The following is a 16,067-nucleotide window of genomic DNA, read 5'->3' as shown; positions in this document are numbered from 1 at the left end:
CGACGTCCGCTCCCCCGCGCCGGGCCGATCGATCGAATCCGTCGCCTCGCCTGCCGCCTCTTCCCAGCGCGCCAGCCACTCGCGGCGCACCGTCTCCTCGTCGCGGCCGAGGCCGGTCACGGCGAGGCTGCGGACGAACTCCCAGGTCGTCGGCCAGGACGGTGCGCCGCGGCCGCGGGTGGCCGCCGAAAGAGCGGACTTCGACGCCGCAGCGCCGAGTTCCGTGCGCATGCGGTCGTAGGACGGGTCGCCCGCTTCCCGCTTCAGGTCCAGCAGGGCGCAAGCGAAACGGGCCACCGGGCCCGCGCCGGCGTCGGGCACGATGTGCTTGCGACCCCGGCGGGCCCCGGGCTGCCCGGCCGCGGGCTCGCTCATGACACCTCCAATGATCGACATCGACCCTTGGAGGTTGCCAGGCGGCCCGGGGCGGCGCAGCCCCGGGCCCGCCCGCCGGTTCAGCGACCGGCGCTCAGAGCTTGCAGCCCTTCTGGATGCGCGCGACCGTGTGGTCCGCGCCGATGTGGAACTTCTTCTTGCCGCTGGTGCCGCCGTTGGTGGTCATGCACTGGACGCTCAGCGCGCCGTCCATGTCCTTCAGCACGATGCCCGCGGACACCTTGTGCGAACAGTGGTTGTTGAAGTAGACGGTGACGTTCGTCAACCCGTCGCCCCAGGAGTAGTTGGCCTTCTTCCCGGACGGCTTCGTGCACTTGATGCTCGCGGTGTGCTTGCTCTGCGCGCTCGCCGGAGCCGCGGTGTCCGCCGACGCGGCGGGCGCGGCGATCCCGGCGAGTGCGATCCCCAGCGCGGAGGCGGCCATCAGCGTCTTGCCGATCTTCATGGGTGTCCCCTCGGACGAATCGGAATGGAGTACAGCCGGGAAATCCCGGTGCACTCATCCCAGCGCGCCGCCCGTTTTGTCCTCAACCGCTCGCCGTCCACGGTCAATGACCGGGGTTGTCCACGCAGGTCAGCGAATTGTCCACGGCTCAGTCAGCCGGGCCGCGCAGTGTCAGGACGACGCGTAAGACGTGTTCGACCGCCGACTCGAACATCGCGGCGCGCAGTTCGCCGCGCGTCTCGAGGTTGCGCGCGGCGAAGTCGAGCATGCGGTCCGGTCCGGCGCGGCGGACGAGCAGCGCCGCGACCTCCTCGAGGTCGAGGCTCGGGTTGTCGAGCCGGGCGAGGGCGAACTCGATGATGAGCTCTTCGTCGGTCACATCTGTCAGGGTAATCACAAAACGGGGTTCAGCCGTCGTTCCGATAGCGGCCGTAGGGATAAGCCTCGACCAGGGTGACGCGCACGAGGGCGCCGCTGGGCACCTCGTACTCGCGCTGCTCCCCCGGTTTGGCCCCGTGCAGCGCCCGTCCGAGCGGCGAGTCCGGCGAGTAGACCTCGAGCCCGCCGCCGACCTCGTCGCGCGCGGCCAGCAGGAAGGTTTCGGCCCCGCCGTCGTCGTAGCGGACGGTCAGGACCATCCCGGGCTCGGCGATCCCGTCGTCCGGCGGGTCCTCGCCGACGACGGCGTTCTGCAGCAGGTCCTGGAGCTGCCGGATCCGTGCCTGGCGGTGCTGCCTGCGGTCGAGCCGGTCGTGCTCGCCCGCGCCCTCGTCGAGGTCGGGTTCGCGCTGCAGGGCGGCGAGTTCCGCGGCGAGGCGGGCGTGCGCGTCGGCGGTCAGCCAGGGACGCGAAGAAGCGGTCGACATGAGAGGCGCCTTTCGGATGTCGTCCGTGGGGGCCGGGCTAGCAGGAGGCGTCCAGCCCCCACGGACTTTCGAGGAGTCCCGCGGCGGTCAGCGGGGCTCGGGCTCGGTGCGGCGGTCGAGCACGCCGGCGTCGGCGGCGAACCAGCCCGCGGCCTTCACCAGGATGTCTCTTTCGGTGCGCAGCAAGGCGTTCTCCGCGCGGAGGAAGAGCAGTTCGGCGTGCTCGTCCCCGGTCAGCGGGACGGGTTCGGCGGACACGCGCGGGTCACCGCAGCGGGTCGAAGGGCCGCAGCGCTTCGGGCTGCCTGCCGGTGACCATCTGCTCGGCGAGCAGCTTCCCGGTGACCGCGCCATGGGACAGGCCCCACATGCCGTGCCCGCCCGCGACGTACATCCCGGGCGCGCCGGTCTGGCCGATCACCGGCCGCCCGTCGGCGCTGACCGGGCGCGAGCCGACCCAGACGTCGGTGCGCTGGTCCCAGCGCAGGCCCTTGAGCAGCGGCCGGGCCGAAGCGATGATCGCGTCGACGCGCGCCGGGTACAACGGGTCGTCCGGCTTGCGGAACTCCATCGTCCCGGCCACCCGCAGCCCGCCTTGGTACGGCGTGCACGCGACCCGGATGTCGGGCAGGTACATCGGGCTCGGCACCGGGTCGTCGGTCGGCACGGTGAAGGAGTACCCGCGGCCGGCGCGCACCGGGACGCGCACGCCCCACTTGTGCGCCAGTTCGCCCAGCCAAGCGCCGGTCGCGAGCACCACGGCGTTGGCGTTGACGGTCTGCCCGTTCGCCGACAGCACGGTGTACGCGTACTCGTGCCTGCGGATCGCGGCGACCTCGAACCGGTGCCGGATCGTGCCGCCGCGGCTGACCACGGCGCGGGCGAGCGATTCGACGAACCGGCCGGGATCGACGTACCGCTGGCCGTCGATCCGGATGCCGGCCCCGATCCGGTCGGCGACCTGCGGGAAGTGCTCGCGCAGCTCCGGTCCGGCGAGCTGGGTCCAGGACACCTTCTGCCCGGCGTCGCCGAGCCGGTCCAGTTCCTTGACCAGCGTCTGCGCCTTCGCGGACGTCTCGAACAGCGCGGTGATGGGCGCGTCGATGGTCGGCGCGTCCACGCCGTTCGAGGTCAGGATGTCGAACGCTTCGAGGCATTGTTCGTTGAACGGCAGGTTCGCGCGCACGGCCCGGTTCCAGGACCGGTGGGTGCAGTTCGCCGCGAAGCGGGCGAGGAACTGCCACAGCCGCGGGTCCGGGGTGGCCGGGACGTGCAGCGGAGCCTGCCGATCGAGCAGGGTGCGCAGGCCGTAGCGGAGGACCGCGGGTTCGTTGAGCGGGATCGACAGCCCCGGCGAGAGCCAGCCCGCGTTGCCCCAGGACGAGCCCGCCGCGATGCCCTCGCGGTCGACGACGGTCACCCGTACGCCGCGTTCCTGCAAGAACCAGGCGGTGGACAACCCGACGATGCCCGCGCCGACCACGATCGCCGAACGCGGCCCGCCGTCCTTCCGGTCGAGATCGCCCATGTGTTCCTCCGCCGAACTGTGCCGCTGGTTGTGCTGGTGCGGCCAGGATGACCCGGATCCGGCGGACAGGCTTTGTCGAGTTCGGCCAAACGGATCAAGCCGGTTTGTCCGGATCGGTCAATCCTGCGGATCGGCGACGGCGAGTTCGATGATCATCGCCAGCCGTTTCGCGGGCAGATCGAGCCGCAGCGGCGTCACGTCGGCCATCTTGCGCAGCCGGTAGCGGATGGTGTTGGGGTGCACGCCGAGCCGTTCGGCGGCCTCGGTGAGGTCGCCCTGGGTCTCGAGCCACGCGCGCAGAGTCGCGACGTAGCTGGTCGAGTTGGCCGCGTCGTGCCGGGCCAGATCGGCGATCGGGCCGCGTGCCGGGGCTCGTCCCGCTGCCGCCGCGGCACGCAGGCGGAGGATCAGGATGTCGTCCCAGGACTCGTCGTACGCGACGGTCGCGCCGGGCTCCGGGCGGACGTCGTGCAGTGCGAGGCACTCGTCGGATTCCCGCCTGCTCGCGGGCAGATCCGCGGTGGAGGCAGGCGCGCCGATCCCCGCCGCGACCGTGACCTGCGCGGGCAGCGCGTCGCGGATCCCGTCGATCCACGCGCGAGCGGTTTCGACGTCCTCGCCGGGCAGAACGGTGTAGACGGTATTGCTGAACAGCGTGCTCCGGCCCGGTCGCGACCAGCCGAACCCGGTGGTCGCGCGCTCGAACGCGAGCAGCAGCGCGGCATGCCGTTCGTCGGCGATGTGCGCTTGGAGCGCGACCACGCGGAACCGGCCGGGCGGCAGGCCGAGCCTGCTCAGCACCGCAGCCGCGTCCGGGGTGCCTTCCAGCAGGCGGATCACCAGGTCCGATTCGACCTGCCGTTCGAGGTCGGCGCTCGCTCGCGACCGCAGCAAATGCAGCCCGACCGTGCGGGAACTGTCGTGCAAGACAGTGCGCCGTACGTCGGACAGCGGCCTCTCGCACTCCACCCAGATCGACCCGAGCGTTTCGCGCCCGGCCCGGACCGCGACCACCATGCGTCCGGTGAGCCCGTGCTCGGGATCGGCTTCGACGAACAACGGCTCGTCCGAAACGGCGAGATGCGCGAACACGCCGCGGCGCTCGAACAGCTCGCGCACCTGATCCGGCACTCGCCGTCCGAGGATCGTCTCCAGCCGCACGCGGTCCGCGCCCTGCTGACGGCTGGAGTAAGCGAGCACGCGCGACAGCTGGTCCTCGATGGTGACCGCGCTGCCGAGTGCGTCGGCGAGGCTGTCGGCCAGCGCGAACAGGTCGGTCGGACCGCGGCCGGACTCCGTCTCGCGGCCTTCGAGCACCAAGCCGTAGACGACGCCCGCGAGCTGGCCCCACGACACTTCCGGGTCCACGAGCAGCACCGCGACCCGGCCCTCCTCCGCTTTGGCCGCCGCGTCCGGCCCCGGCGGCGTCGATCCGCGCACCAGCACGACCGACGCCCGTGCTTCCGCGGCCCGTTCGACGGCTTCCAGCACCGAATCGGCACCGACCGCGAGGTAGACGTCGCCGCGCAACCCGCGCGGGTCGGCGGGGTCTTCCATCACCACGTCCCGCAAGGCCACTTCGCGCGCGACGGGACAGCAGCACAACCGCGCGCCGTACCCACCGAGGACGTTGACGAGCCGATCCAGCGTGACCATGCCCCGTTCATACCTGACGCGGCGCCGTGGGAGTCGTATCGTGCACATCATGCGGGCGCGGGTCGAAGACGTGCACGAACTGGCGCTGGGGATGCCCCACGTCACGGTGGTGCGCGGCTCCCGCGAAAACCCCGTCTACCAGGTCGGCGGCAAGTCGTTCGTGTTCTTCCGGACGCCTCGGCCGGACGCCTTCGACCCGGAGACAGGGCAGCGGTATCCGGACGTGATCGTGTTCTGGGTGCCGTCCGAATCGGACAAGCAGGCGCTGGTCCAGGATCCGGACAGCCCGTTTTTCACCACTCCGCACTTCGACGGCCACCTGTCGGTGCTGATCCGCGCCGCTCATCTGGGCTCGTTGACGCGGCAGGAACTGGCCGAGGTCGTCGAGGACGCCTGGCTCTCCCGTGCGTCACCGCGCCGGCGCGAAGCGTGGCTGTCCGGAACGCGGGCCCGGTAAGCGATCAGGAATCAAGAAGCATCCGGGTCGGTGCCGGACTTAGCGTTTACGGCATGACTTCCTTCGACTTTGTCACCCTGGACGTTCCCGATGTCGCCGCCGCCGAACGCTTCTACACCGCCGCGTTCGATCTGGGCGACCGTCTGCGCTTCCGGCAGGCCGCCGCGCCGAGCACCGGTTTCCGCGGATTTACCTTGTCGCTCACCGTTTCCCAGCCCGCCAACGCCGTCGCTTACCTGGACGCCGCTCTCGCCGCGGGCGCTGCTTCGCTGAAGCCGGCGGCCAAGTCGCTGTGGGGTTTCGGCGGCGTGGTGCAGGCTCCGGACGGTGCGATCTGGAAGGTCGCGACCTCCACGAAGAAGGACTCCGGCGCGGGAGTCCGCGAATACGACCAGATGGTGTTGCTGCTGGGCGCGTCGGATGTGGCTGCGACCAAGCAGTTTTACGTCTCGCACGGGCTCGCGGTCGGCAAGAGCTACGGGCGCAAGTACGTGGAATTCGAGACCAGCCCGATCAAGCTGGCGCTCTACGGGCGGAAGGCGTTGGCGAAGGACGCCGGGGTGCCGGAGGAGGGTTCGGGTTCGCATCTGCTGACGATCGGCGGGGACGCCGGGCGGATCACGGACCCGGACGGATTCGCCTGGGAGACCTCGGTTCTCGCCGGATGAGGCCGCGGTCTCGTGAGTGTTCATGCCGGTTAGAACCGGCATGAACACTCACGAGAACGTGACCGGCTGTTACATCGGACGGCGCAGCCCCGACTTCCAGGCAAAGTCCGGAGGTGCGCGATGGCGACCGAAGTGCCGACGTTCTGCCCGCTGTGCGTGTCGAAGTGCGGAGCCACCGCGACGGTCGAGGACGGGCGGCTGCTCGCGCTCCGCCCGCTGCCCGGCCATCCGACCGGAGCCGCGATCTGCGTCAAGGGCAAGGCCGCGCCGGAGATCGTCGCGCATCCGGACCGGCTGCTGCATCCCCTCCGCCGCACCGCTCCGAAAAGCGCCGCCGACCCGGGCTGGGAGCGGATCAGCTGGGACGAAGCACTGGCCACGATCGCGTCCCGGCTGACCGCGATCGCCGAGGAATCGGGCCCGGAAGCGGTGGTGTTCGGCAGCGCCTCGCCGTCGACGTCGGCGATGTCGGACACCATCGAATGGCTGACCCGGCTCCGGCGCGCCTTCGGCAGCCCCAACTTCGCCGTCTACATGGAACTCTGCGGCTGGGGCCGGCACCTCGGCACGCTCTGCACCTGGGGCGAGCCGGTCCCCGGCGCTTACCTGCCCGATCTCGAGAACGCGCAGTGCGTCCTCTACTGGGGCTACAACCCGTCGGTCTCGCGGCTCGCGCACGCCACCGCGACCACCGCCGCGCTGCGGCGAGGAGCCAAGCTCGTCGTGGTCGATCCCCGGCGCGCCGGGCTGGCCGGCAAGGCCGACCAGTGGCTGCGCGTCCGCCCCGGAACGGACGCTGCGCTGGCGTTGTCGCTCACGCACGTGATGATCGACAACGGTTGGTACGACAAGGAATTCGTCGAACGGTGGACCAACGCGCCGAAGCCGGTCAATGCGTCGGGCCGGGTGTGGGACCTGATCGTCGAGGAGTGCGCGAAGTACCCGCCCGAGGTCGCTGAAAAGATCACCGGCGTGCCCGCGGAGCAGATCGTCGCCACCGCCCGGCTGCTGTGGGAGCAACGCCCGGTCGCGTTCTACACCTGGAGCGGACTGGAGCAGCACAGCAACGCGACCCAGACCGTGCGCGCCATCGGCCAGCTCTACGCGCTCACCGGATGCATCGACGCGCCCGGCGGGAACGTGCTGTTCACTCCCGTGCCGACCAATCCGATCGACGGCCGGGAACTGCTGGCACCCGAGCAACGCGCCAAAACCATCGGCGTGCGGACACGTCCGCTCGGACCCGCCCGGTTCGAGTTCGTCACCGGCGAGGACTTCTACCGCGCGGCGCTCGACGGCGTGCCCTACCGAGCCCGGGCGCTGGTCAACTTCGGCGGCAACCTGGTGATGGCCCACGGCGACAGCGCACGCGGCCGGGACGCTCTGCGCGCACTGGATTTCTTTGTCCACACGGATTTGTTCCTCAATCCGACCGCGGAGCAAGCGGACCTCGTGCTGCCCGCGGCGAGTGCGTGGGAGGCCGAAGCGCTGCGGATCGGTTTCGAGACCAGCCAGGCCGCGCAGTCGACTGTCCAATTGCGACAGCCACTGGTCGCCGCACGCGGCGAGGCTCGGCCGGATCTGCGAATCATCTTCGACCTCGCCCTCGCACTCGGGCTGGGCCACCAGTTCTTCCAGGGAGATATCGAGTCGGCCTGGAAATATCAACTCGCACCCAGCGGTCTCACCCTCGACCAGTTGCGCGCCGCCCCAGAAGGAATCCAGCTGCCGCTGGAAACGGTGCACCGCAAGTACGAACAACGCGGCTTCCGGACCCCGTCCGGTTTGATCGAACTGTACTCGGAGCCGTTGCTGGAACACGGATACCCGCCACTGCCGACCTTCACCGAACCGTCGATCAGCCCGCTGTCCCGACCAGATCTGGCGACGCGGTATCCGTTGATCCTCACCTGTGCGAAGTCGTTGTTCTTCTGCGAAACCCAGCATCGGGAAATCACCAGCCTGCGCAAATCCGCCCCTGAGCCCGCCGTAGAAATCCATCCTGAAACCGCCGCGGCCCGCGGAATCTCGGCCGGGGACTGGGTTCGGCTGGAGACGCCGCTGGGGAGTGTGCGCGCGAAGGCGAAGTTCAACGTCAACCTGCGCCCGAACGTCGTGTGCGGACAGCATGGCTGGTGGCAGCCCGCGGGCGAACTCGGCCAGCCCGGCTATCCGCCCTTCGGCGACGGCAGCGCGAACCTCAATCTCGTGCTGAGCCAGGGCCCGAGCGACCCGATCAGCGGCAGTTCGCCGTTGCGCGCTTCCCTTTGCGAGATCGCGAAAGCGCCTCCAGACTGATGTCGACGATCGCGCGAAGCTGCTCCGGACTCGCCCCGGCCCGGCTCATCACCGCCAACGACTGGTTGACCGCCGCGAGGTGAATGGCGAAGTCGTCCGCGTCGGCCAATTTCGCGGCACGCAAAGCCGTCCGCAACCGCGCATGCTGACGGCTCAGCACTTCGGTCGCCCGCGCCGCGACCTCCGGGCTCAACACCGGGATCGCCATCGCGGTCTGCGCGACGAGACATCCGTCCGGCAACTCAGGGTCAGCAATGCGCTGCAGGGTGACTTCGAAGAAAGCTTGGATAGCCCGCAGCGGATCCTCAGCCGCGCCTGCGAGCGCCTGGTCATACTGGTCCCCATAACGCGCGGCATAACGGTCCAAGCAGCGCAAATACAGCGCGTCCTTGTCCCCGAGCGAAGAGTAGATCGAACTGCGGTTCAACCCGGTCGCCTTGGAGAGGTCGTCCAGAGAAGTGTCCGCGTACCCGGCCCGCCAGAACTGGACCATCGCCGCGTCGAGCACGACGTCCATCTCGAACTGCTTCTTGCCTGCCATCACGCATGCCATCCTAACTCATCTTGAACTGTTCGGTTCAAGATGAGTTAGGCTCGAGCCATGAACCCGCTCCCCACGTTGCCGCTGCCCGACCTGACCGGTTTCACCCACCGCTGGGTCGACGGAATCCATGCCGTGGAAGGCGGCCAGCCGACCGGACCCGCTGTCGTCCTGCTCGCCGGATTCCCGCAGACCTGGTGGGCCTGGCGCAAAGCGATGCCCGCCCTCGCCGGCCGATTCCGCGTCCTCGCGATCGACCTGCCCGGACAAGGCCACTCCGACCGTCCGCACGACAGCTACGACACGCACACCGTCGCCTCGCGCGTCCACGCCGCAGTGACCGCGCTCGACGTGCCGAAGTACTGGCTCGCCGCCCACGACATCGGAGCCTGGGTCGCCTTCTCGCTGGCCCTTCAGCACGAAGAACGCCTGCACGGGGTCGCTTTGCTGGATGCTGGCATCCCCGGAATCACCCTCCCCGGCTCCATCCCCACGGATCACCGAGCCTGGAAGACCTGGCACTTCGCGTTCCACCAAGTGCCCGACCTCCCCGAAACCCTGCTGGCCGGCCGCGAACGCGAGTACGTCGACTGGTTCCTGAAGGCCAAATCCCTGTCCCCGTTCGACAACGCGGAGACCGACCATTACGCCGCCTCGCTCGCCGCCGAGGGAGGTCTCCGCGCGTCGCTCGCCTACTACCGCGATGCCGAGGAATCAGCCCGCAAGAACCGCGACTCTGTCGCCCGACGGCCCCTGACCGTCCCCGTCCTGGGAATCTCCAGCTCCCACGGCTCGATCCCCGACATGGCCGCTTCCCTGAGCCCCTGGGCGAACAACGTGACCGGCGTCGTCATCCCTGACGCCGGCCACTTCATCCCCGACGAACAACCCGACGCGGTCGTGGCGGCCTTGACCACGTTCATCGCGGGGTAATGCCACGTCGGATTTGCGCCAGCGAGAGCGTCTTCGCGGCGAAACACTGGCGACCATGATCCTCGGCCGTTTCCTCGCCGCCAGCGCCGAATTCGACCAGCGGCTTTCCGCGATCCGTCCGGAACAGTGGACGGTCCCGACGCCCTGCGCGGAATGGAACGTGCGCCAGCTCGTCAACCACATGGTCCGAGGCAATCTCAACTACACCGACCTCCTGGCCGGCGGCACCCGGGAGAACTTCCTGCGGATGCGCGATGTGGACGCCTTGGGCAACGACCCGCTTGCCGCCTACACCGCGTCGGTGCAATTGGTCGCCGACGCTCTCGCCCGTCCCGGCGCACTGGATCAGGTGCTGGACTACCCGTTGGGCCAGGTGACCGGACGGCAGGCGCTGGCCGTGCGCGCGGCGGATTCCGCCGTTCACGCCTGGGATCTGGCCCGGGCGCTGGGAGTGGACGACCGGCTCGACCCCGCTCTGGTCGCGTGGATCAGCGATGGGCTCGGGGAGATTTACGCCGGGTTGGCGGAATCCCCTGTCGCAACTGAGACGACGCACCGGTTCTTCGCCGCGCCGGGGGCGGCCCGCGGGTCGGCGTCTCGGCAGGATCGGTTGCTGCGCTTGATGGGCCGGAACCCTGGCTGGCGCGCGGACTGATCTGCTGCCGCCGCGCAGAACCGCTCGCTCAACAGAGTCAGGTCTTCCGCGGCTACCCGCCGAGGTCTCGCGGTCAGCCGCCTCCCACTCGGCGTAGTGCTACCGGGACGATGCATGGCGCAGCAGCCGCTCGTCGTGAGGCACGGCGTCGAGGACCGCATCCGCGGCGAGGCGCTCGAGGTGTCGCCAATGCCGACGACCTCCATCTTCTTCACAGCCTCGGCCACGGCGGCCAGAACGCGCGGGTCGCCGTGACCGAGCACGAGTGGACCCTAGGCCATTACGTAGTCGACATACCGATGTCCGTCGAGATCCCAGATATAGTCGCGTCGGGCTTCTGACTTCCGCTCCGTGTCTCCAACCGCCGTCCCAGCGGCCGACCGTACAACGACGACTGAAGTCAGCCTCCGTTCCGGTAGGCCTCGCGCAGGTCGGTGAGCCGTCGACCGTCAGGAAGCAGCCAGAAGTACCACCCGTTGGTCGCACCCTTGCGAAGGTGATGTCCAGCCGCAGAAGGAGAGCTGAATACCTGACCGGCCAATGAAAGCGCACCGTTTTCCAGCACAACGGCCTCGTGATCGCCCCAGTTGCCCGGCCGGCTTCTGAGAGTTGTTCCCGGCGCAAGATGGCCAGCAGCGATGAGCTGCTTGAGAGATACGGAGGCAAGCGACTCAGCCGGCGCGTCTTTGACCTCCCCGACGTGTCCCTCGGGCACGGGCCAAGTTGCCAGCAGCGCGCCGATCAAGTCCGACGTGCGCCGGTCGATAAGGTCCTCGTCCCACCCATCCGCCGAGACGTCCTCGATCTTCCGGTTCAACAAGAAAACGTCATGCTCACGCAGTTTCGCGCGTTTTCCTCCCTCACCGAGCCAAGGACCATTGGAGATGCTCGAATTCAGCGACTTTGTCAGCAGTGTGAGATTGCCGAGCCGGTGTACATGTTCACGTCGGTTAACCTCAGCAGCAAGGTCGTCAACGAGCCAGTACGTCTCCCACTTTTGAGGCATGATGTGTTCGACTGGATAGCCAGCGCGGGCTATTCGACCACCCGAAAGCCCGGACGAATCAGAGTATCCCCTCAAGTGATCTTCTGCGGCTTCCAGGAAGACTCGCAACCGGCCGCGCTTGAAGCGCCGGTACGCCGGCTCGGTTGCGAGCGCGCGCTCGATCTCCGCATCGCCGGGCCAGTAGGTGCTCGCCACATTGAGCCGTGACAGGTAGGCTTCGACCCGGCCCGCGAGTTCGGCCTGCGGGGTTGCCCGATGGGTCTTGATGAGATCAGCGACGACTCGGCCCAAGTCCGCCGTGGGCAACCGCAAGAGCGCCCTGCGAAAAACCCAGCTCTCGACCGCTCGGACAACTCGCTCGATCACGGCGTCGCCATAGTTTTCCTCCGGCTCATGAAGCCAGACAAGGATCGGTTTCATGAGTTCGATTTCACTGGCTTGCTGCCGGTACACCGAAAGTTCCACGACACTCAAGTCTGCATGCGGGTCAGCAGCCCGATTGGTCCAACGCTCGTACAGAAGCGCTTGACGTTTCAAGACAGGAAGCAGTTGCGCCATCGTCATGCCCGCTTCGTGCTCAACGAAATACTTGAACCGGGCGAACGTTTGCCTAGGCGAAGTCTCCTCGCCGACACGCGACATCAGCCACTGATTAAGAAAGAGAGAGCTTCGACTAATGAAGTAACGACCTACGCCGATTTCTTTTTCCCAGAAGGATGATTCGAAAGGCCAATCTTCGACGTACGCTTTTTCCGTGTCAACGCGCTCAGCAGCAAGCCTTTGGAAGACGAAGTTCTTGATGAGATCTGCTGCCGTGAGCGGAGTACCGCGAGCATTAAGGGTCTCGAAAATTTCCTGCGAGTTCTCGTCCGCCCGCAAGTCGATAACAACGATCTGCAAAGCTCGAGTTATTACGTTGGTGAGCACTTGCGCGCGCATCGCAAAATCTGGGCTGCTATCGTCACCGAGCCATTGCTCGACCTGCCCGCCGAAGAACTTGTGACCGAGAACCAGCAAGCTGCGACTTTGCTTCAGCTCACCGTAGGCGATCGGCGGATCAGCACGCATTACTTCGTCGTAACCAGCCCGGTCGCGGTTGGTGTGCTGCAGCTTGAGAACATCCTGGTCAGACTGGACGCGGAATTGTGCGTCAGCTCCTCGAGCCGGAGCGCAAGGTTGTCTTCTGCACGGGATTCCAAGACGCTGGCTGTTGCGTCCATGAGCAGTTGCAGTGTCGTCAACCTCTGTTGACCGTCGATGACCTGCCGGAGCTGAAGCGTACCCGTCGGATTGTCCTGGGCTTGGAGCACGATCGCCCCAAGAAAGTGCGTCGCTGTGCTGCTAGGGTCAGCCAAGCGAAGTTCGGCCATGCGCCGCACGTCCTGCCACAGAGACGCCCATTGATTCTCCTCGTTCCAGACGTAGGGTCGCTGGAAGAGTGGGATCACCAAGTGCTGAGGCAGGTTGAAGATGTCCAACGGCGTGCGTACGACGGTTTCCACAGCCCCTCCTTCTGGTCGAGCCCATCATGCCTTGTCTACCACGCTGGCACCTCAGATCAGCCAAATTGCATTACTGCCGCCGAAGCAGAATCTCGGCGTCTCGCCGTCCGCTGCACCACGAATCCTGGACCCCGCCACAGAGGACACGTTAGCGCGTTCCATGACGCCCAGGCGCAAACAGCACCGATTGATCGGCGGAACAATCGGATGGCGGTGGTTAGCCGTGCTTGGAACTCAGTCAGCATCTCGACTCGGCGAGGTCGACGGTCAAGCCACGGAGCGAACAGCTTCTCCAGCATCGGCACGTACATAGTTCGCGAAACCAGAGTCCTTGCATCGGCGGCACGGCTCGCTCGACAACTGTTCGCGCAACCGCGGCCGCCAGCACCGGCTTGCTTGTGAAGTGTCGACGGGATGACCCGATCTCCGGGCGGTCCATGGCGACCATGGACATCACCGAGGTTCGTCGCGGGTACAGCGTAGCCACGTCTAGTGGCCTAACTAGGCTTCGCCGCGGAATGTCGTCGTCGAGAACCAACGCGGAGCTCTGTGTTGCGGCTCGCGCCGGCCAACGAAGGTGTAGCCCGTACCCTGCGAAGCCTTCTCCAGCTTACGAGACACAAGGGCCGACGAGGCCGATCTTGACAGAAAGAACTAGCTCGGTAGCTGATCACATCCAACTCGGGCGGCTTTGTGGCACCGATCAGTGCGAGTAGATGGTCGCTGAGAAGGGGAAGCGCAGAGTGCCAGGATCGGCTTGGAGCGGGATAGACCACCAACCCACAGCGGATCTCAAGAAGCCCTCCCGGGAGCGGGAGAGCCGCTCATGCTCGTGCGTAGGCGAGCAGCCGCATGAGTCCCAGTGCGTCCGTGACATCAGGGCCTCTCGCCGACTGACAGTGCGAGGAATGTCCCACCGCAGAAGGGCCGACGCACGAGCAAGAGCACCGGCTGATGTCAGCGACGGGCAGGACCCGCTGCTAGCTCGCCCAGAGCTGTGACTCCACGAGCGTCAGCGGGCAAGCCACGGGGCCAGCAGCTTCTCCAGATCAGCGTCCGACAGCGCCCGCGGACCGCCGTGGAACTCGTGCCACCGCGAAGCATCCCGCGCCGCCGTGTAGTCGACCTCGAACGCGCGCATCAACACATACATGAACGTCACCGAGCTGAACCGCTCACCCAGCAGCGTCCGCGCCTCTCGCGCCACCTCGGTAGCTCCACGACCGCACACGTCGGCGAGCCGCAGCTCCTCCGCAGCCGGTTCCAGCAGGCTGGGGGCATACATCACGACAAACACTCCATCATCGAAAACGACAACTCAGCCTTCAGCAGCCAACTGGCCACACGCCGCCGCGATGTCCTGACCGCGTGTGTCCCGCACGGTGCACGCGACACCCCCGGCATTCACCAGCCGCACGAACTCGCGCTCCACCGGCTTCGGCGACGCGTCCCACTTCGAACCCGGCGTCGGGTTCAGGGGGATCACGTTCACATGCACCAACTGGCCCAAATGCTTCCGCAGCCGCTTCGCCAGCAGCTCCGCTCGCCACGGCTGGTCATTGATGTCCCGGATCAACGCGTACTCGATCGACACCCGACGACCAGAAGTATCCGCGTAGTACCGGGCCGCGGACAGCACCTCGTCCACCGACCACCGGTTGTTCACCGGCACCAACGTGTCCCGCAGCTCGTCGTCCGGCGTATGCAATGACACCGCCAGCCGGACCTGCATCTTCTCGTCCGCCAGCTTCCGGATCGCCGGAGCCAAACCCACCGTCGACACCGTCACCGAACGCTGACCGATGCCGAGCCCGCCCGGAGCCGGATCAGTGATCCGACGCACCGCGGCCACCACACGCTTGTAGTTCGCCAGCGGTTCGCCCATGCCTACCCTCTTACAACACTCTGACCAGCAAGTTTGACTAAAAGAGTTCACGCGCTCACCCTCGTCGACCGCAATCAGACCTGCACGGTAGCTGCGTTCGATGCAACCGTGAGCCTGCGTGGCCGTGTCGGTGCTCTTCGACGTCAGGCGCTCGTAAATCTCGACGTCACTGGGGGCCTGAGCAAGGTGAACTCTGACGTCTGCGCACTAGCTGCGCGGAATCGAGTACCGGGCCTGTCTGGCATCCTCTAACAGGCTCGACATAGCGACCAGTGCGGCTCCGGACCTCGAAGATCGCCCTCGCCAGGTGCCGGCGACCGCAGCCGCTCACACAGACACCTCGTTGCCTGCCGCTACGCCCTCGGCGTACCTTCCGATCTGGCACTCGCCTGAGCACGACTGCGATGGCTTGACCCGGGAGCTGGACCGATGATCCACGAACCACGTGAGGTGTGGCAGGCCGAACTGGAAGCAACGGCAGGCTACGAACGACGCCAGGAGCTCAACGAACGATGGTTTCGCTCGAAAGACCCAGCTGACTTCGAGGAATTCAAGCAATGGACGAAGTCGGTGAGATGGCCAGCCGAACTCGCGCTATGGCAGAAGGTGAACGACTGGTACGCGTCGCAGCTACAGGCCATGAGCCCACGTCGACGCACGTCCGTTCCCCAGGTGGCCGTGCGTTGCCGCGAGAAGGGCTGCCCACTCGCCCGGGTGTACTGCTTCGCACTTCACGGTGGCGGCAGCCGGATATACTTCGTCGGCAGAACATCGAGCGGCAAGCCTAAACATGGCGTGTGTAACTGGGCTTTTGCCGACAGCTTTGACGGGCTCACCCGATGGTGGCAGGTCGGATGCAAACACGGCCATACCAGACTCGACTCGGCCGATCTCGTGGATCTTGCGGTTCCTCCGGCTCTGCCGTCGTCGGAATTTCTCGATATGTCGCCAGAACGAGTGCCCGCAGGGCCTGCGGAGAGCTTGGCTCCGGAGAGCGAGACCGTCCCCGACGAGTACCGCCTCGCGTGGCGCGCGAAAATCTACCTCCCGCCACATGACCGATGGATCCCCCGCGCAGGCCCGCAGTGCTAAAGTCGGACGCAAGCACCCGCACCGCATCGGTGTGAGTTGGGCACGTCCCACGCACGCGGTCGCCTGGAGATGGGTACCAGGAATAACCCGAAAGGGTAGATTCCTCATGCCCAAGCCCACACAAGGGTGCCCATCGTGC

16 protein-coding genes and 2 pseudogenes are annotated in these 16,067 nt (G+C 67.0%); 6 read left to right on the top strand and 12 right to left on the bottom strand.

Annotation, left to right across the window (positions count from 1 at the left end):
- From H4281_RS38150 to H4281_RS38120, 7 genes and pseudogenes are all read right to left on the bottom strand, one after another.
- Nucleotides 1-375: pseudogene (locus tag H4281_RS38150) on the bottom strand (hypothetical protein); the annotation flags it as partial.
- Nucleotides 376-469: 94 nt separating this feature from the next.
- Nucleotides 470-841: a hypothetical protein gene (locus H4281_RS38145; protein ID WP_051728743.1), complete on the bottom strand. Its 372-nt coding sequence runs from the start codon at nucleotides 839-841 to the stop codon at nucleotides 470-472.
- Nucleotides 842-989: 148 nt separating this feature from the next.
- On the bottom strand, nucleotides 990-1,220 hold the full coding sequence (locus H4281_RS38140; RefSeq protein WP_067590978.1) for a hypothetical protein: 231 nt from the start codon (nucleotides 1,218-1,220) through the stop codon (nucleotides 990-992).
- Between the two features lie 28 nt (nucleotides 1,221-1,248).
- Nucleotides 1,249-1,707, bottom strand: a complete 459-nt coding sequence (locus tag H4281_RS38135) for a GreA/GreB family elongation factor (RefSeq protein WP_182895702.1) — start codon at nucleotides 1,705-1,707, stop codon at nucleotides 1,249-1,251.
- Between the two features lie 87 nt (nucleotides 1,708-1,794).
- Nucleotides 1,795-1,965 carry a hypothetical protein gene (locus tag H4281_RS38130; RefSeq protein WP_037810387.1) on the bottom strand — a complete coding sequence of 57 codons (171 nt, stop codon included), beginning with the start codon at nucleotides 1,963-1,965 and terminating at the stop codon, nucleotides 1,795-1,797.
- A gap of 7 nt (nucleotides 1,966-1,972) precedes the next feature.
- Entirely contained in the window at nucleotides 1,973-3,235 is a 1,263-nt protein-coding gene (locus H4281_RS38125; protein ID WP_182895701.1) for an NAD(P)/FAD-dependent oxidoreductase, read from the bottom strand.
- Nucleotides 3,236-3,352: 117 nt separating this feature from the next.
- Complete coding sequence (locus tag H4281_RS38120) at nucleotides 3,353-4,891, bottom strand: PucR family transcriptional regulator (RefSeq protein ID WP_182895700.1); 1,539 nt, start codon at nucleotides 4,889-4,891, stop codon at nucleotides 3,353-3,355.
- A 49-nt stretch (nucleotides 4,892-4,940) separates the two neighbouring features.
- Here H4281_RS38120 and H4281_RS38115 point away from each other — a divergent pair, with 49 nt between their 5' ends.
- The 3 genes from H4281_RS38115 (at nucleotide 4,941) to H4281_RS38105 (ending at nucleotide 8,314) form a co-directional block, all read left to right on the top strand.
- The gene (locus H4281_RS38115; protein ID WP_182895699.1) at nucleotides 4,941-5,348 is read left to right on the top strand and encodes an MmcQ/YjbR family DNA-binding protein; all 408 of its coding nucleotides are present in this window, start codon (nucleotides 4,941-4,943) and stop codon (nucleotides 5,346-5,348) included.
- Nucleotides 5,349-5,401: 53 nt separating this feature from the next.
- Complete coding sequence (locus tag H4281_RS38110; protein WP_182895698.1) at nucleotides 5,402-6,016, top strand: VOC family protein; 615 nt, start codon at nucleotides 5,402-5,404, stop codon at nucleotides 6,014-6,016.
- A 120-nt stretch (nucleotides 6,017-6,136) separates the two neighbouring features.
- Nucleotides 6,137-8,314, top strand: a complete 2,178-nt coding sequence (locus H4281_RS38105; RefSeq protein ID WP_182895697.1) for a molybdopterin-containing oxidoreductase family protein — start codon at nucleotides 6,137-6,139, stop codon at nucleotides 8,312-8,314.
- On the opposite strand, the gene H4281_RS38100 is transcribed toward H4281_RS38105, so the two are convergent.
- Nucleotides 8,253-8,855 (bottom strand): TetR/AcrR family transcriptional regulator, encoded by a 603-nt coding sequence (locus H4281_RS38100; protein ID WP_182895719.1) that lies wholly within the window; start codon nucleotides 8,853-8,855, stop codon nucleotides 8,253-8,255. The two genes, H4281_RS38105 and H4281_RS38100, sit on opposite strands and share 62 nt — an antisense overlap.
- 60 nt (nucleotides 8,856-8,915) lie before the next feature.
- Here H4281_RS38100 and H4281_RS38095 point away from each other — a divergent pair, with 60 nt between their 5' ends.
- On the top strand, nucleotides 8,916-9,788 hold the full coding sequence (locus H4281_RS38095) for an alpha/beta fold hydrolase (protein WP_182895696.1): 873 nt from the start codon (nucleotides 8,916-8,918) through the stop codon (nucleotides 9,786-9,788).
- 55 nt (nucleotides 9,789-9,843) lie between these two features.
- Nucleotides 9,844-10,443: a TIGR03086 family metal-binding protein gene (locus H4281_RS38090; RefSeq protein WP_182895695.1), complete on the top strand. Its 600-nt coding sequence runs from the start codon at nucleotides 9,844-9,846 to the stop codon at nucleotides 10,441-10,443.
- 400 nt (nucleotides 10,444-10,843) lie between these two features.
- Here the strand turns inward: H4281_RS38090 and H4281_RS38085 are convergent, their stop codons facing one another.
- The 4 genes and pseudogenes from H4281_RS38085 to H4281_RS38075 all read right to left on the bottom strand — a co-directional run.
- Nucleotides 10,844-12,559 carry a GmrSD restriction endonuclease domain-containing protein gene (locus tag H4281_RS38085; protein WP_376772009.1) on the bottom strand — a complete coding sequence of 572 codons (1,716 nt, stop codon included), beginning with the start codon at nucleotides 12,557-12,559 and terminating at the stop codon, nucleotides 10,844-10,846.
- Nucleotides 12,517-12,951, bottom strand: coding sequence for a DUF262 domain-containing protein (locus H4281_RS45290; RefSeq protein WP_220508432.1), 435 nt, complete (start codon nucleotides 12,949-12,951; stop codon nucleotides 12,517-12,519). The genes H4281_RS38085 and H4281_RS45290 overlap by 43 nt, the downstream gene beginning before the upstream one ends.
- Before the next feature lie 1,012 nt (nucleotides 12,952-13,963).
- The gene (locus H4281_RS38080) at nucleotides 13,964-14,239 is read right to left on the bottom strand and encodes a hypothetical protein (protein WP_312872255.1); all 276 of its coding nucleotides are present in this window, start codon (nucleotides 14,237-14,239) and stop codon (nucleotides 13,964-13,966) included.
- 30 nt (nucleotides 14,240-14,269) lie between these two features.
- A pseudogene (locus H4281_RS38075) lies at nucleotides 14,270-14,842 on the bottom strand (radical SAM protein); the annotation flags it as partial.
- Nucleotides 14,843-15,265: 423 nt separating this feature from the next.
- On the opposite strand from H4281_RS38075, the gene H4281_RS38070 reads away from it, so the two are divergent.
- Nucleotides 15,266-15,928, top strand: coding sequence for a hypothetical protein (locus H4281_RS38070; RefSeq protein ID WP_182895693.1), 663 nt, complete (start codon nucleotides 15,266-15,268; stop codon nucleotides 15,926-15,928).
- Nucleotides 15,929-16,067 lie beyond the last annotated feature (139 nt).

The sequence above is a fragment of the Amycolatopsis dendrobii genome (assembly GCF_014145675.1).
Classification (GTDB): Bacteria; Actinomycetota; Actinomycetes; order Mycobacteriales; family Pseudonocardiaceae; genus Amycolatopsis; species Amycolatopsis dendrobii.
This window is presented reverse-complemented; position numbering and strand designations above follow the sequence as displayed.

What these genes read in the sequence shown, in the direction of transcription:
- H4281_RS38115 (WP_182895699.1), top strand. Translation starts at nt 4,941, where the DNA reads ATGCGGGCGCGGGTCGAAGACGTGCACGAACTGGCGCTGGGGATGCCC.
- H4281_RS38135 (WP_182895702.1), bottom strand. Translation starts at nt 1,707, where the DNA reads ATGTCGACCGCTTCTTCGCGTCCCTGGCTGACCGCCGACGCGCACGCC.
- H4281_RS38125 (WP_182895701.1), bottom strand. Translation starts at nt 3,235, where the DNA reads ATGGGCGATCTCGACCGGAAGGACGGCGGGCCGCGTTCGGCGATCGTG.
- H4281_RS38110 (WP_182895698.1), top strand. Translation starts at nt 5,402, where the DNA reads ATGACTTCCTTCGACTTTGTCACCCTGGACGTTCCCGATGTCGCCGCC.
- H4281_RS38090 (WP_182895695.1), top strand. Translation starts at nt 9,844, where the DNA reads ATGATCCTCGGCCGTTTCCTCGCCGCCAGCGCCGAATTCGACCAGCGG.
- H4281_RS38100 (WP_182895719.1), bottom strand. Translation starts at nt 8,855, where the DNA reads ATGGCAGGCAAGAAGCAGTTCGAGATGGACGTCGTGCTCGACGCGGCG.
- H4281_RS38120 (WP_182895700.1), bottom strand. Translation starts at nt 4,891, where the DNA reads ATGGTCACGCTGGATCGGCTCGTCAACGTCCTCGGTGGGTACGGCGCG.
- H4281_RS38095 (WP_182895696.1), top strand. Translation starts at nt 8,916, where the DNA reads ATGAACCCGCTCCCCACGTTGCCGCTGCCCGACCTGACCGGTTTCACC.
- H4281_RS38145 (WP_051728743.1), bottom strand. Translation starts at nt 841, where the DNA reads ATGAAGATCGGCAAGACGCTGATGGCCGCCTCCGCGCTGGGGATCGCA.
- H4281_RS38105 (WP_182895697.1), top strand. Translation starts at nt 6,137, where the DNA reads ATGGCGACCGAAGTGCCGACGTTCTGCCCGCTGTGCGTGTCGAAGTGC.
- H4281_RS38070 (WP_182895693.1), top strand. Translation starts at nt 15,266, where the DNA reads ATGATCCACGAACCACGTGAGGTGTGGCAGGCCGAACTGGAAGCAACG.